The sequence below is a fragment of the Collimonas sp. OK242 genome (genome assembly GCF_900107095.1).
Lineage (GTDB): Bacteria > Pseudomonadota > Gammaproteobacteria > Burkholderiales > Burkholderiaceae_D > Collimonas.
The window spans coordinates 119,154-133,778 of sequence record NZ_FNOR01000004.1; the positions used below are offsets into that span (position 1 = coordinate 119,154).

General features: G+C 56.7%; 12 protein-coding genes. 2 read left to right on the forward strand and 10 right to left on the reverse strand.

Going from position 1 to position 14,625, the window contains the following annotated elements; all coding sequences use genetic code 11:
- Positions 1-20: 20 nt before the first annotated feature.
- From BLV81_RS05210 to BLV81_RS05240, 7 genes are all read right to left on the reverse strand, one after another.
- A complete protein-coding gene (locus BLV81_RS05210; protein ID WP_092353127.1) occupies positions 21-1,337 on the reverse strand; it encodes a type II and III secretion system protein family protein in 1,317 nt (438 codons plus the stop codon).
- 56 nt (positions 1,338-1,393) lie between these two features.
- The gene (gene cpaB / locus BLV81_RS05215) at positions 1,394-2,410 is read right to left on the reverse strand and encodes a Flp pilus assembly protein CpaB (RefSeq protein ID WP_092353129.1); all 1,017 of its coding nucleotides are present in this window, start codon (positions 2,408-2,410) and stop codon (positions 1,394-1,396) included.
- Positions 2,411-2,572: 162 nt separating this feature from the next.
- Complete coding sequence (locus BLV81_RS05220; protein ID WP_092353407.1) at positions 2,573-2,998, reverse strand: TadE/TadG family type IV pilus assembly protein; 426 nt, start codon at positions 2,996-2,998, stop codon at positions 2,573-2,575.
- Positions 2,999-3,113: 115 nt separating this feature from the next.
- Positions 3,114-3,656 (reverse strand): A24 family peptidase, encoded by a 543-nt coding sequence (locus tag BLV81_RS05225; RefSeq protein ID WP_092353130.1) that lies wholly within the window; start codon positions 3,654-3,656, stop codon positions 3,114-3,116.
- Between the two features lie 90 nt (positions 3,657-3,746).
- Positions 3,747-3,944 carry a Flp family type IVb pilin gene (locus tag BLV81_RS05230; protein ID WP_092353409.1) on the reverse strand — a complete coding sequence of 66 codons (198 nt, stop codon included), beginning with the start codon at positions 3,942-3,944 and terminating at the stop codon, positions 3,747-3,749.
- Between the two features lie 474 nt (positions 3,945-4,418).
- Positions 4,419-6,137, reverse strand: coding sequence for a ShlB/FhaC/HecB family hemolysin secretion/activation protein (locus tag BLV81_RS05235; RefSeq protein ID WP_255364972.1), 1,719 nt, complete (start codon positions 6,135-6,137; stop codon positions 4,419-4,421).
- A gap of 161 nt (positions 6,138-6,298) precedes the next feature.
- Positions 6,299-7,597, reverse strand: a complete 1,299-nt coding sequence (locus BLV81_RS05240) for a collagen-like triple helix repeat-containing protein (protein ID WP_092353134.1) — start codon at positions 7,595-7,597, stop codon at positions 6,299-6,301.
- 368 nt (positions 7,598-7,965) lie between these two features.
- Between BLV81_RS05240 and BLV81_RS05245 the strand changes: the two genes are divergently transcribed.
- On the forward strand, positions 7,966-8,880 hold the full coding sequence (locus BLV81_RS05245) for a 5'-nucleotidase (protein WP_092353136.1): 915 nt from the start codon (positions 7,966-7,968) through the stop codon (positions 8,878-8,880).
- 25 nt (positions 8,881-8,905) lie between these two features.
- Here BLV81_RS05245 and BLV81_RS05250 read toward each other — a convergent pair whose 3' ends face one another.
- The 3 genes from BLV81_RS05250 to BLV81_RS05260 all read right to left on the reverse strand — a co-directional run bounded on the left by BLV81_RS05250 (position 8,906) and on the right by BLV81_RS05260 (position 13,413).
- Positions 8,906-10,558 (reverse strand): 3-(methylthio)propionyl-CoA ligase, encoded by a 1,653-nt coding sequence (locus BLV81_RS05250; protein WP_092353138.1) that lies wholly within the window; start codon positions 10,556-10,558, stop codon positions 8,906-8,908.
- Positions 10,559-10,739: 181 nt separating this feature from the next.
- Entirely contained in the window at positions 10,740-13,052 is a 2,313-nt protein-coding gene (locus BLV81_RS05255) for an NADP-dependent malic enzyme (RefSeq protein ID WP_092353140.1), read from the reverse strand.
- 160 nt (positions 13,053-13,212) lie between these two features.
- On the reverse strand, positions 13,213-13,413 hold the full coding sequence (locus BLV81_RS05260) for a hypothetical protein (protein ID WP_092353142.1): 201 nt from the start codon (positions 13,411-13,413) through the stop codon (positions 13,213-13,215).
- Positions 13,414-13,428: 15 nt separating this feature from the next.
- Here BLV81_RS05260 and BLV81_RS05265 point away from each other — a divergent pair, with 15 nt between their 5' ends.
- Positions 13,429-14,607, forward strand: coding sequence for an FAD-dependent oxidoreductase (locus BLV81_RS05265; RefSeq protein ID WP_092353144.1), 1,179 nt, complete (start codon positions 13,429-13,431; stop codon positions 14,605-14,607).
- Positions 14,608-14,625 lie beyond the last annotated feature (18 nt).

Below are 14,625 nucleotides of genomic sequence, written 5' to 3' on the forward strand. Positions count from 1 at the left end.
ATGGCCCAAATAGTTATCGCTTATTTCGAAAATCCCGGCAACTCGTCCCGGCTGGCTCCTCCGAGCAGATAACTTCCCCATGCGGTGCCGGCAGTATTACGGCGCTCCTGTTCCTCGCCCGGCAGTGGCAGCGGTACATTCTTGGCGATGGGCTGGACCACATGCGGTGTGACGATAATCACCAGTTCCTTGTCGTTCTGGGTATAGCTCAGGTTACGAAAAAAGCTGCCGATAATAGGCAAATCCCCAAGTAAGGGAATTTTATTAACACTGGATTTTGTGGAGCGCGAGACCAGTCCGCCAATAATGAAACTTTCTCCATCGCCCAGCTCAACCGTGGTATCTGCACGCCGCGTGGTAATCGCCGGGATCGATGGGCTGCCGGGACCACCGATATTGATGGCGTTGGCATAATCGATATCACTGGCTTCAGGTGCAACTTTCAAGGCAATCCGGCCCTTGGCCAGAATGGTCGGCGACACGGTCAAGCCTATGCCGAAAGGCTTATAGACAATCGTCGTGGTGCCGAGACCTCCTGACTGAGGAATGGGTAGTTCGCCCCCCGCCAGAAAACTTGCGCTTTGCCCCGAAAGCGCGGTCAAAGATGGTTCTGCCAATACGCGCGCCATGCCATTACCTTCAATCAGGCGCAAGTTGCTGCTCAAGCTGTAACTGCCCCGGCTAAACTTGGTCAGCAGACCGAATGCAGACGATACCGTCGATAATCCGCCGTTGGAAGCAAGATTGCTGCCCAGATTAAAACTGAAGTTGCCGCGATTCAGGCCGGCGGAGAAATCAAAACCGATTTCTTTCAATACCGTTTTGCTGAACTCGACAATCTTGACATCAATCTGCACCACGTTGCCGCTATCTATGGTCGAGATATCGAGTACCTTCCCTTTACCTGCCGCGTCGGCGGCAGCGGCGCTACTTTTTGTATGATCCAGTAACGACGCCGCCTGGCCACTGATCACGCTCGCGGCGCCGCGAACTTTCACTTCAGCGCCTCCCTGCCCCGCCAGAGCAGCCTGCAAGTCACCCTGTACCGTCACTCTCCAGGTATTGGCCGGCATCCCTTTGGCCCATGCCGTCACGGTGGTGGTGCCGGCTTTTTTTCCAACCAGAATCACACTGCCGCTCTTGCCGCCGGAACCGCGTACCATCAGCACGTCCGCCACTTCCGGATCCGCTATGGCAATGCGTTCCAGCGTACCTGCAACCGGCAGGCTCTGCTGCTCGCGCATGCCAAGGGTGATATCCGCGCTAGCGGCGAAAGAAAATGTCGGAATTGCGCTTGTACTCAATAGCAATGGCAGAACTAGGTCGTGAATTTTCATGAGTTGCGGTCAATCCTGTTATTGATATAGGCCTGCCATTGAAAAACATCTTCGCCTCAAAAGGCCACTGACTCCCGTTGCGTACCGCGGATCACCTCAACTGTTCCGGAGTTATTGGCGCCGCGGATCTGCGCCGCACCCGTTTGCACAGCGACGCTATTGGCATAAGGCTTGCGGCTGGATGCGGATTTGGAGTCACCAGCCAATCCGCTCATCTCCATGCCGGCAAACGCTTGGTTATCAGGCTGTTTCATGGCTTGTTGTTGATCCCGGGTCAGGTCCTTTTTCCCTGTCAGTACGGCCGTCGGCACCGGGAACAATGCTGGATCAGGCGTCGTTGCATCGCCAGGATTGCGCAATGCCAGCATCAACTTGCCGTTCTGGGTCGCCAGCAGCAGTCGATTGACATCTGCAACCGGCGTCGCCAGCACTGCAGTACGAGCGACTTGCTGGGCTTGCTGCGGCGATTGCGCTTGTTGGCTGGATTGCGCCGTCTGTTGCTTCGGTATCGCTCCTGCGCTGCCGCTACCGGTTGCGGTGCCGATCACTGCCGCACCATAAGACAGAACTTGCAGGCGCGACATGAGCAAACGCGACTGCGATTTTTCGCTCTCCTGGCCTTGCTTGAGAGTGAAAAACACATCCACGTAATCGCCCGCCTGGACATGATTGCCGGCGCCCACAATTTCATCGACAGGAATCGCCACCGCGCGTTCGCCGTCCGCCAATTTCACGGCCAGGCCGCTAGCCAGGCCGCTTTCTGTAATCGGAGTACCGGCGCCGATGTCAATCAAGGGAGTTTTGCCAACTACCGAACTGGCCTGGCTATACGCGCCGGCGGGATTGATCGGCAAGGTCACCAGGCTGATGTCGTCGGTGGCAATCGCCTTGCCCGCCACCAGCGCGCGCGCCGCCACTACAACCTCATATTGTTTGGAAGTGCTGGCGATTACCGCCGCCGGTACCGCTGCAATCGGCGGTGGCGGGCGACTGCCCAGCCACCAGGCGACAAATGCCAAGCCGAGCGCCGCTGCTACCAGTATCGCTGCCACAATTTTTGTCAGGTTATTCATAGCGTGTGCCCGATACCTATCCGAACGAAAGGATTGTTCAAAGTGATTTCCATGCAAAATTCAAATCTGCAAAGACGCTAAGTCATCGGCTCACCGATTCGAGAGCGATAAAAAAATGTCTCCAACAGATAAATAATTTCCCGTCGAATGCCAAGACAATATTCAATCAATCTGCACAGTGGCCGCGCTTCCCAGTGTGGCGGGTAGCGCAGCACTCATTCCCGGCAATGGCGGCACCAGTGGGTAAGTGCTATATGGATAAGTGACTTTGACCGTGATGCATCGTGCGCTGCTGAGGGCTGCGCATGGAGCAGGTGTAGGCGGTTGGCACTGGTCGGCATGCACTAGCCAGCTGACAAGCGGGGTGACGGTAGCACAGGCCGCCGTGCCGCGATCGACATCAACGAGGGTGTATCGCAGCGCGGCACGCGCGCCCTCTTCGGCCGCCAGTGTCAGCGACTGCTGGGCCATGAAAATCATGGCGTAGTTAATTATTCCGTACAGCATCAGGAAAAATACAGGAAAGATCAATGCAAATTCTATCGCTGCAACACCGCGCTGAACTATGGCCCTGGCTCTCGCTCCCATGCCGGGATGAGCAGCATATTTATATTTGTTATACATCCCTGCTCCCGATCTCTACCGCCGATACGATCAATGCATGACCGACACGTGTTACGCCGACATACATGATGAAAACAAGTCAATTAAATCCTGACACTACCCCGGCACTGTGCATTCCCATCCAGGCTCCAGCCAAAGCCATGTACGCTGCATAAGGAATTCCTACACGGTTACCGCGCTTCTCCAGCATCCGCTGATACATAGGCCGGTGCATCACCCACATCATGGCCAGTTGCAAACGCGCCCCTATCCCCGACCGGGAGACGTAAAGCAATATGACGTGAACGACGGCGATCAGCGACGCTATCAAGAACACTGGCAATAGCATGCCGGGCCCAAGTAATAAGCCAAGGACCGCAAAAAACTTGACGTCGCCTGCTGCCATCGCTCGCAGCGCATACAACGGCAAGAAAAATGCCAGCCCAATGGCGAAACCGGAGAAAGCGCTCAAGCAGCCTATCTCATTTAGTCCTTTGCCGAACAACAGGAAACATGTCAGTTGCGAAGCTGCGGCAATCAACAAAATGCTGTTCGGCACGCGGCGAAACATGCAGTCGTACAAAAATATCGCGCTGCAGAAGACTAGAAAAAGTATCGACGGAAAAGGATTTGTATCCAGCATTTTCATTCCATCTAGCTAGAACTCATAAATAGGTGGGATGTGCATGCCACACAGTTAATGGTCGGTCACTAGCTGGAACGCCTTTTCCTGTCATTTCGCAGCTGCGGTTGCTGCATTTGCTGCATTTGTTAATATGCTGCCGAGGGAGCCGAATATAGAGCCCAGCTGGGTTCCCATGGTCGTAGCCCCGGCAATGATCGCCACGGCAATCAGACCGGCAATCAACCCATACTCGATAGCAGTAACGCCATCTTCATCCCGAAGAAATTTCATTAATTTGGCATTCATTGTGATCCCCCTGAAAAAGCACATACCTCGTAAATGCAGCTACCCTGGGTGTTGTAATCCACGGCAAAACGACTCCACATTCAACCGCGAATAACGCCTTCTGATCTCGAACTACGCGGTATCAGCATAGCCCTGAATAAACATTACCTCAAGATAAATTTTCCTTTTTAGAAACACAAAAATAGAGAAATTATTCTAATTGCTGTCATAGGAGAAATGCGAATTACGCTGAAATTATTTTTCACATTATGAAATAAAAAGTTATGCAAAGGCAATTATTACTTGGCTACAGGCAATACTAAAATTCAACTGCCACATAGAATTTTCATGGCTTTTTTTCATTATAAAAATAGCGCCATTTTGACGATTCGACCCATGGTTGAGCGCATAGGTAAATACGCAGCAATGGCTATCTTCCGGCATATATTTACGTCAGATCGCATCGAACCCTAAGCGCCCCACATGACGCGAAATTCAATCCAGCTGATATGAGTAGGATGCATTCACGCGCGGCGATCTCGAACTGGAATTGACCGGGACGTCTGCCACCGGTTTTGCCAGCGACAGGTCAAGCGTGTAGTAACGCTCATCCGAAAAGCGTACCCCCAGCGCGACAGAACCCAGGGTGTCGTGGGTCAATGGGCCGGAATTCGAATACACGCGAGAATGATCCACCAGGAAATAAGGCTGCACCCTCTTCAGATAGGTGTAACTCATCGGGAACAGATGATTGATTTCGGCCGAAATGCCCCAGCCTTTGTCGCCGGCCAATTCACCAACCGGATAGGCGAGACCGAACAGTTTGCCGCCGAAACCGATCTGTTCCGAAGTCGGCAAAATATTGCTGCTGTATTGCATGCTGGTAGCCACCGCGACGCCGAAGCCGCCCGGCAGCTGATTCGATTGCGCCGCTTGCACGGTGACTCTGGTAAAGCCCAGGTCGACATTGCTCTTCTCGCTTTTGCTGCCCAGCCCGTTCACAGCTTTATATACGCCGACACTCAGCTGACGCGTCTGTTGCAGTTTGTCCGGCCCTGTTTTGACGTCGACCCATGCGGCTTCGGCGCTCAATACCCGCACTTGGGAACTAAGCTCGAGCGTCATTGGCGTAGCCGGCACCGAACGCGTGAACTCCTGGCCATTTTCGGCGCTATACGCGCCGCCGGTAACGGTCACGCTATGGGTGTTATCGAGGATCACCGGATAACTGAGGGAGCCGCCGGCACGTATGGTTTTGGTTTGATAGCGCGCTTGGTATTGCACGCCTTCCAAAGCCGAATTTTCCGGCTGGGCGCGATAGTCGGACCAGTTCAATTTGGCCAACAGGCCGTCATTGCCGATTGGCTGGACATAATTGATCGCATAATATTTCTCGTCCTGCGGTCCGCTGGGCTGCAGCGTACTGACGGTCACCTGCTCACCCAGCGGTGTCAAGCCATTGGCGCTGGCGGTCAACAAGCCGCGTATTCCGGGTTGCCGGTAATCCGCGCCGACCCCGACCGTGACCGGTCGTCGCTTCACCGTCAACACCATATCGGCGGCGCCGTCGGTGGTGGTCGGCGGCGCTACGTTGGCGACAATCTTTACCCCTGGCTGCAGGCTAAGAATGCCGGCCACCCGTTCAAAAGTGGCGCGGCGTAACGGCCGATCTTGTCGCAATTGTTCAGCAATCTGCTTCAGTCGCTCTTCGTTGCCGCCGGGATTGCCTTCGATCTTGACGTTCTGGACATAGCCCTCGACTATCGTGACTGCCACCACGTTATTCTCGAAACTCTGGGCCGGGACGAAAGCAAAAGAGAGTGGATAGCCCTGGTCTTGATACATCTGCGTGACCTTGTTGGCGGCGGTCAGCAATTCGGCGACTGTCGTATCGCGATTAGCCAACGGCGTAAACACTGCGGCCACCTGATCGAACGGCAGGGTTTTCACGCCGGCAATCTGGAAACGCGACGGCGTCAGATGACTTGCCAGCAATTTTTGCAGCGCGGGATCAACCGCCTGGGTCTGGATATTGATAGTCACCGGCGCGCTAGGCGGCGCCTCGGCTTTGGGTAAGGTGTCGGCCGGATTGCCTTGCAGCGGACTGCGCCCATCCGCATGTGCCGGCAAAGAATACGACGCCATCAGCCAGTGGGCGCCACCGACCATGATCACCGCAGCACGGCGGTAACATCTCGATTTGAATAGTTGCATGCTGCTGCGGCTCTCGTTCGTTATAGACGGCAAAACCTGCCTGATAATCGGGATGTCAAGTCACTATTAAATTACGGCAATAATTCATGTGGTGCAACAATTTCGTTCAAACAAAAAGGCCTTGGTGGAAACCAAGACCTTTTACAAACCACTGCTACTGCCTATTTTTTAGCTATGCCACCCAACAAGCCGCCCAACAAGCCCGTCGCTTGTCCGCTGCCTGTAGCACTGCCAGTCCCTGCGGAAACCGATGAGGTCAACCCGGCTACCAAATTAGTTACCGGAGCCAGAGGACTGCTACCGCTGGTACCGCCTGCGGCACCGCCCAAGGTCCCTAACAGGCCGGTGACCGGAGCCAGAGGACTGCTACCGCTGGTACCGCCTGCGGCGCCGCCCAAGGTCCCTAACAGGCCGGTGACCGGAGCTAGAGGACCGCTACCGGCGCCGGCTGCCGCACCGCTGAGGCTGCCGGTCAGGCCATTCACAGTACTCACCACGGGGGCCAGCGGTCCGACAAGGGCGCCAAGCAGCGCATTGTCAGCCGGTTGCAAAATGCCGCCGGTTTGATTTCCTAATAATGGCTGGCCGCTGACGGTCGCGCCGTTGACGGCAAGGCCGCCAACCAGGTTGCCTGTGTTGCTCACTACCGGGCCGAGATTGCTGACGACAGGCACGCCGGAATTAGTCAGGCCGCCGCCGACGCTGGCGACAGTGCCGCCAACCACGCCCAGTAAAAGATTAGCCGGCTGGTTCAGCGCTGTGGTATTACCGACGGTCTGGAGCAAGGTTGCTGCGGTGTTGGTCAAAGGCACGATCGCAGTACTCGCCGCTTGTGTGACTTGTTGTACCGGACCGGTCGTCAATGCCGTAGTGAGTGTCGGCGCCACAGTGCCGGAGATGGTGTTGCCGACGGTGCTGACCAAACCGCCGACCGGTGCGGTTACCGGCGCCAGAGCGCTAAGCGGACCGCTGCTGCCCAGGCTGGTGACTACCTGCCCTGCGCTATTCACCGTGGCGCCAACCTGCGCTACCACGCCGCCGGTACTGCCGGCGGTGATGCCCACCGGATCCTGCGCAGTGCCAATTTGCCCCAGGCCGTTAGTCAAGCCGCCGCCGAGCACGGTGACGATGCCGCTGGCATTGTCGATCACGCCAGTCAATGCTGTCTTGGTAGCTGGAGTGAGCGGCAACTGACTGACTATCGTGTTGCCGGCGCCGTCAACCGCCGTACCTACGCTCGATACGGTGGTGCCTGCATTCGTGACCAGATTGCTCGCTGTAGCAGTCGGCGGCGTCGGCGGCGTGACTGGCGTAGTCGGCGTACCGCCGCCAGGACCGGCACCCACTGTCCTGCCGCCGGCGCCATCGGCAACTAAGCTGCCGCCGCTGCCGCATCCGGCGAGCAATGCTGTCAGTAACATGGATACCGCCAGCAATCCGTTTTTTTTCGATGCTTTCATGATCTATCTCCCTTTTTGATGAATCGGATAAAGCTATGCCTACTGTCTTTTCGCAAAGAGCGTGCCAGCCAGAAACGCCTTCGAAACAGCAACAGTTGCAGCGCATCCACTTTCATAAAAATGAGAAAAAGAACTTATAAATCAATAACTAAGAGAAATATTTACGCCTGAAACGGTAACATTGCCGTGCCGGCCGCCGCGGCCTTTGACACGTAACATGTAACGTAACGCGCGGGAACAAAGCTGGCTCAATACGACGGATAAGTTACAAAAACAGCATCAGGCAAGCATCTCCCTGGTACTCCGTCAATAGTTGCCTTGAAGGCTATAATGAGCGCTCCCGCTAACCGACCTTAAGATCACACGCCATGCCGCAGTCCTTAGATAATTTGCTGGTAGTCGGAATTTCATCCCGCGCGCTATTCGATCTGGAAACCGAAGAGGCTATCTTTCGGCAGCAAGGCCTGAAAGAATATCGTCGTCACCAGCTGCTCAATGAAAACCAGGTCCTCAAGCCCGGGGCCGGGTTCGCCTTGGTAAAAGCGCTGTTGAAACTGAATCGCCTGACCGGTCAGCGCTTCGTCGAGGTAGTCGTGATGTCGCGCAATTCCAGTGAAACCTCGATGCGCATCTTCAATTCGATCAAGCATTACGGCCTCGACATCACGCGTGCTGTGCTGTCCGGCGGCGCTTCGCTGGCGCCGTATTTGCAAGCCTTCAATGTCAGTCTGTTCTTGTCACTGCATGAGGACGATGTCCAGGCCGCCGTGAATTCCGGCACGGCGGCGGCGCTGCTGTATCAAAAACCGGAGAATGCGCTGGAAGAGCTGGAGCAGATCCGTATCGCGTTTGACGGCGATGCCGTTATTTTCTCAGATGAATCGGAAAAGATTTATCAAACCGAAGGGATAGAAGCATTTGAGAAACACGAGCGCGAGAACGCCATGCTGCCCTTGCCGCAAGGTCCGTTTGCGCGGCTGCTGCTGGCGCTGTCCTACATCCAGAATAACTTCAAGAATCCGGATGGGCATGCGGCGCCTATCCGTACCGCGCTGGTGACGGCGCGCTCGTCGCCGGCCCATGAACGCGTGATTCGCACTTTGCGCGCCTGGGATGTGGCGATCGATGAAACGTTCTTCATGGGCGGTCTCGTCAAATCGGATGTGCTGGCCGCCTTCAAGCCGCATATGTTTTTTGACGACCAGCCGGCGCATTGCGAGCGCGCCGCCGGCACGGTGCAAACCGGACGCGTGCCGTGGAAACAGGCAGGAGAGCTGGAGTAAACCTGCCGCTTACTGCAACCAGGCTTCAAGCGGTCGGCAGGACGTATTCCTTGAACTGCTCCCGCAATTTGTTTTTCAATAGCTTGCCGGTAGCGCCAATCGGCAAGGCGTCGACAAACACCACATCGTCCGGCGTCCACCATTTGGCGATCTTGCCTTCAAAAAATTCGAGCAGCTGCTCGCTACTCACCTCCATGCCCGGTTTCCTGACCACCACCAGCAATGGCCGCTCATCCCACTTAGGATGAAATATCCCGATGCAGGCAGCCATTTGCACCGCCGGATGCGCCATCACGATATTTTCCAGGTCTATGCTGCTGATCCACTCGCCGCCTGATTTGATCACGTCCTTGCTGCGATCGGTTATCTGCATGTAGCCGTCGGCATCGATGGTCGCCACGTCGCCGGTAGGGAACCAGCCGTCCTGCAGCACCGCCCCGCCCTCGTTCTTGAAATAGGTATCGATAATCCACGGCCCCTTGACCAGCAGATTGCCGTAAGTGACGCCATCCCACGGCAGCTCCTGGCCGGCGTCGTCGACAATTTTCATGTCGACGCCGTAGATCGCGTGGCCCTGCTTTTGCAGCAGCAATTCCTGTTCTTCAACAGGCAGGGACAAATGCCTGGTCTGCAGGCTGCCGGTGGTGCCCAGCGGCGACATCTCGGTCATGCCCCAGGCGTGCACCACGTCGACGCCATAGCGATGGCGCAAAGCCTTCATCATCGCTGGCGGACAGGCGGAGCCGCCGATGATGGTGCGCTTGAAGCTGGAGAATTTCAGCTGGTTTTGATCCATATAGTTCAGCAAGCCGAGCCAGACCGTCGGCACGCCGGCGGAAAAGGTGACTTGCTCTTGCTCGAACAATTCGTACAGGGATTTCCCATCCAGCGCGGGCCCCGGAAACACCATTTTCGCGCCCGTAATCGGTACCGCGTACGGCAAACCCCAGGCGTTGACATGAAACATCGGCACTACCGGCAGCACGACGTCGCGCCCCGATATGTTCATGGTGTCCGGCATGGTCGATGCCAGGGAATGCAATACAGTCGAGCGGTGCGAGTACAAGGCGCCTTTGGGATTGCCGGTGGTGCCCGAGGTATAACACAGGCTGGAAGCGGAATTCTCATCGAACAACGGCCAGCTGTAATCATCCGTGCCGGCTTCCAGCAAGGCTTCATAGCACATCAGATTGGGCAGCTTGCTGCCTTGCGGCAAATGCCCTGGCCCGCACATGGCGATGTAGCCTTTGATGGTCTTGGCCAGCGGCGCCACCGCCTCCACCAGCGGCAGGAAGCAGACATCGAACAGCAGGTATTGATCTTCGGCGTGGTTGGCAATGTAGCCGATCAGGTCCGGATGCAGGCGCGGATTGATTGTGTGCAGCACCGCCCCCGAACCGGATACCGCGTAATACGCCTCCATATGCCGATAACCGTTCCATGCCAGCGTGGCAACCCGCTCGCCCATCTTCACGCCGAGCGCGCTCAAGGCATTGGCAAGCCGGCGTGTGCGGCGATGGCATTCGCTATAGGTGTAGCGATGGAGATCACCTTCCACCCGCCGCGAGACTATTTCGTTGCTGCCGAAATAGCGGTCTGCATGCTGGAGAATGCCGGAAATGAGCAGCGGCTGGCTCATCATCTGCCCCATCAACGGACTCTTGGGATACTGTGACATCGCATCTCCTGATGTTGTAATGAATACGTCTTTTTTAATGAAACAGCGTACTTACAATAGTCCAGGGATGACATATATGTCAAAAACAAAAAAGACCCAGTTTCACCGCCTGTCATTTGGCAGTAAAGCTGGGCCTTTCGATTCCTACTTTCTATGCTTACGTACTAGCGATACTTATATCTTACCGTGCCGAAATCGCGTCCACCACGCACAAGGCGGTCATGTTGACGATACGGCGCACCGTTGCCGATGGCGTCAGGATGTGGACCGGCTTGGCGCAACCTAACAGGATAGGACCAACCGCCACGCCATTGCCGCAGGTGTTCTTGAGCAGGTTGTAGGCGATATTGGCAGCATCGATGTTCGGCATTACCAGCAGGTTGGCATCGCCTTTCAACGACGAATCCGGCATCGTTTTTCTCAGCAGCTCGGCGTTCAGCGCCGTGTCGCCATGCATTTCACCGTCGACTTCCAGCTCCGGCGCCAGTTCCTTGATGATGGCCAGGGCTTTCCGCATTTTCAGCGCGGAAGCGCTGTTGCTGGAACCGAAATTCGAATGCGACAGCAAGGCTGCGCGCGGTTTGATGCCGAAGCGCAGCATTTCTTCCGCCGCCAGGATCGTGATTTCCGCCAGTTGCTCGGCAGTCGGATCTTCGTTGACATGGGTATCGACCAATACCAGCTGGCGGTCGGTCAGGATCAAGGCATTCATCGCGGCGTACACATTGACTCCCTCGCGACGGCCCAGCACCTTGTCGATGTAGTTCAGATGCAGGCTGGTGGTGCCGTAAGTACCGCAGATCATGCCGTCGGCATCGCCTTTGTGGATTGCCATCGAACCGATCAGGGTATGACGGCGGCGCATTTCCAGCTTGGCGTATTGTTCCGTCACGCCCTGGCGCTTGGTCATCGCCAGGAAGGTTTGCCAGTAATCGCGATAGCGTGCGTCGAACTCGGGATTGATGACTTCAAAATCGACACCCGCCTTCAAACGCAGGCCGAAACGCTCGATGCGCTGTTGCAGCACCGCCGGACGGCCAACCAGGATCGGCCGCGCCAGATTTTCATCGACCACCACCTGCACTGCACGCAGGACGCGTTCTTCTTCGCCTTCAGCGTAGACAATCCGCTTTTTCTCGTTCGGCGTCTTCTTGGCGACCTGGAACAAGGGCCGCATGAAGGTGCCGCTGCGATAGACGAACTGCTGCAGCTTGTCGATATAGGCTTCCATGTCCTTGATCGGACGGCTGGCGACGCCGGACGCTTCAGCGGCCTTGGCGACTGCTGGTGCAATCTTCATCATCAGACGCGGATCGAACGGCTTGGGAATGATGTATTCAGGTCCGAACGCCAGATTGGCGATGCCGTAGGTAGTGGCGACGATGTCCGATTGCTCGGCTTGCGCCAGCTCGGCGATCGCATGCACCACCGCGATTTCCATCTCACGCGTGATAGTGGTGGCGCCGCAATCGAGGGCGCCGCGGAAAATGTAAGGGAAGCACAGAACGTTGTTAACCTGGTTCGGGTAGTCCGAACGGCCAGTCGCCATGACGGCATCGTCACGCACCGCCTTGACCTCTTCCGGCAGGATTTCAGGAGTCGGATTAGCCAGCGCCAGCACCAGCGGCCGTGGCGCCATCGCCTTCACCATATCTTGCTTGAGCACGCCGCCGGCCGACAGGCCGAGGAAAATGTCGGCGCCCGGGATCAGCTCGGCCAGGGTACGCGCATCAGTCTCGCGCGCGAAACGCAGCTTGTCCGGATCCATCAGTTCAACCCGGCCTTTATAGACCACGCCGGCCAGGTCGGTGACGAAAATATTTTCAATCGGGAAGCCGAGGTCGACGATCAGGTCCAGGCACGCCAGCGCTGCGGCGCCTGCGCCGGAGACCACTAGCTTGCAGCTCTTGATGTCTTTGCCTACCACCTTCAAGCCGTTCAGAATCGCCGCGCCGACGATGATAGCGGTACCGTGCTGGTCATCATGAAAGACCGGGATCTTCATGCGGTCGCGCAATTTGCGCTCAATCTCGAAACACTCTGGCGCCTTGATGTCTTCCAGGTTGATACCGCCGAAAGTCGGCTCCAGCGAGGCAATGATGTCGCACAGCTTTTCCGGATCGTGTTCGTTGATTTCGATATCGAAGACATCGATGCCGGCAAATTTCTTGAACAGCACGCCCTTGCCTTCCATCACCGGCTTCGACGCCAGCGGCCCGATATTGCCGAGGCCGAGAACGGCGGTGCCGTTGGTGATGACGGCGACCAGGTTGCCGCGTGCCGTGTAGCGGAAGGCATTGGCCGGGTCGGCCACGATTTCTTCGCAAGCGGCAGCAACGCCGGGCGAGTAAGCCAGCGCCAGATCGCGCTGGTTAGTCAGCAGTTTAGTCGGGGTTACGCTTATTTTCCCGGGGGTTGGAAACTCGTGATACTCAAGCGCGGCTTGACGCAATTGTTGGCGGAGCTCTTCTTTTTTATCGATCATCGAATCCATATGCCTCTGTCCCCAAGTCTAACGAGTGAAAAGTGAAAGTCTTTGATTTTATCAGACTGCTCGCCGCCAACCATGCAAATTTCGCATTATGAACAGGGATTTCACACAATTATTACTAATAGCTATTAATTTATTAAAATCGATTAATTTTACATTCCGTTTAGTATGCGCCGACCGGCTGGAAATGCCCCAATTGCAGCGTCGCCAGGGCGAATGTTGAAATGATCAAGAAAATGATCAAGATCCAGCCCGCTGTTACCGATGTTGTAAAATTGGCCGCCGCAAGCATTGCGGCGACTTGCCGCTCAATGCAAACAAGAGCTAAGACCGCTTTTTCATCACCGTCAACCCAGCCGATCACCCCTCAGGACATTCCATGAAACCCATCATCATCATCGGCGCCGGCATGGCTGCCTATACGCTGGCGCGCGAAGTGCGCAAGCTGGACAAAACCGCCGCGCTTCTGATCATCACGGCGGACGATGGCGGTTTCTATTCCAAGCCGATGCTCTCGAACGCCTTCGCCCAAAAGAAACTGGCGGCGCAGCTGATCTCGCAAAGCGCGCTGCAAATGGCGGAACAGATAGGCGCCGATATCAAGACCAGAACCCGGGTCGACGGCATCGACACCGCGCGCAAGGTGGTTAACACCAGCAGCGGCGCTTTCGAATACCGGCAGCTGGTGCTTGCCGTCGGCGCCCAGCCGATCCGGCTGGACCTCGCCGGCGACGCCAGCGACCGCGTGCTGTCCGTCAACCATATCGACGACTACGCTACCTTCCGCGCCAAGTTGCTGCCCGATCTGCAGGCATCGGCCCGAGTCGCGATCCTGGGCGCCGGTTTGATCGGCTGCGAATTTGCCGACGATCTTGCTGCGCATGGCCATGTCGTCACGTTGATCGATCCCAACCCGTCGCCGTTGGCGGCACTGGCGGCGCCGGCTTTATGCCAAGGCTTGCAGACAGCGCTGACAGGGCGCGGCATCAGCCTGCAGCTTGGCACCACTGCCGCGCGCATCGACCATGCCGGCAATGCAATCAACATCACCTTGGCGAATGGCGCAGCGGTGGTGGCCGATGTCGTCTTGTCTGCAGTCGGCCTGCGCCCCGACCTGGCTCTGGCGCAAGCAGCGCAATTGGCCACTGGCCGCGGCATCATGGTCGACAGCCATGGCCGCACCAGCGCTGCCGACGTGTATGCGCTCGGCGATTGCGCCGAATACCGCGTCGACCGTGAAGGCCGCACCAGTCCCTTGCCGTACATCGCACCGATTCTTACCGCTGCGCGTGCGATTGCCAAGTCATTGACTGGCGAAGATACCGAAATCGATCTGAAACATGCGCCGGTGATCGTCAAGACACCGAGCTATCCGCTGGCGCTGATGGCGCCGCCGCCGCACACGGTGGCCACCGGCCGCTGGGAAACCGAACTGGATGGCGCCACCACCATCTGCCGCTTCTTTGATGCGCAAGGTGTGATGGTAGGTTTCGGGGTTGCTCCGCAAGAAGCGAAAATCAGGCAAGCCTTGATGGCGGCTCTGGGTACGGCAGCTTAAACGGTTTGGCGGCGCTGC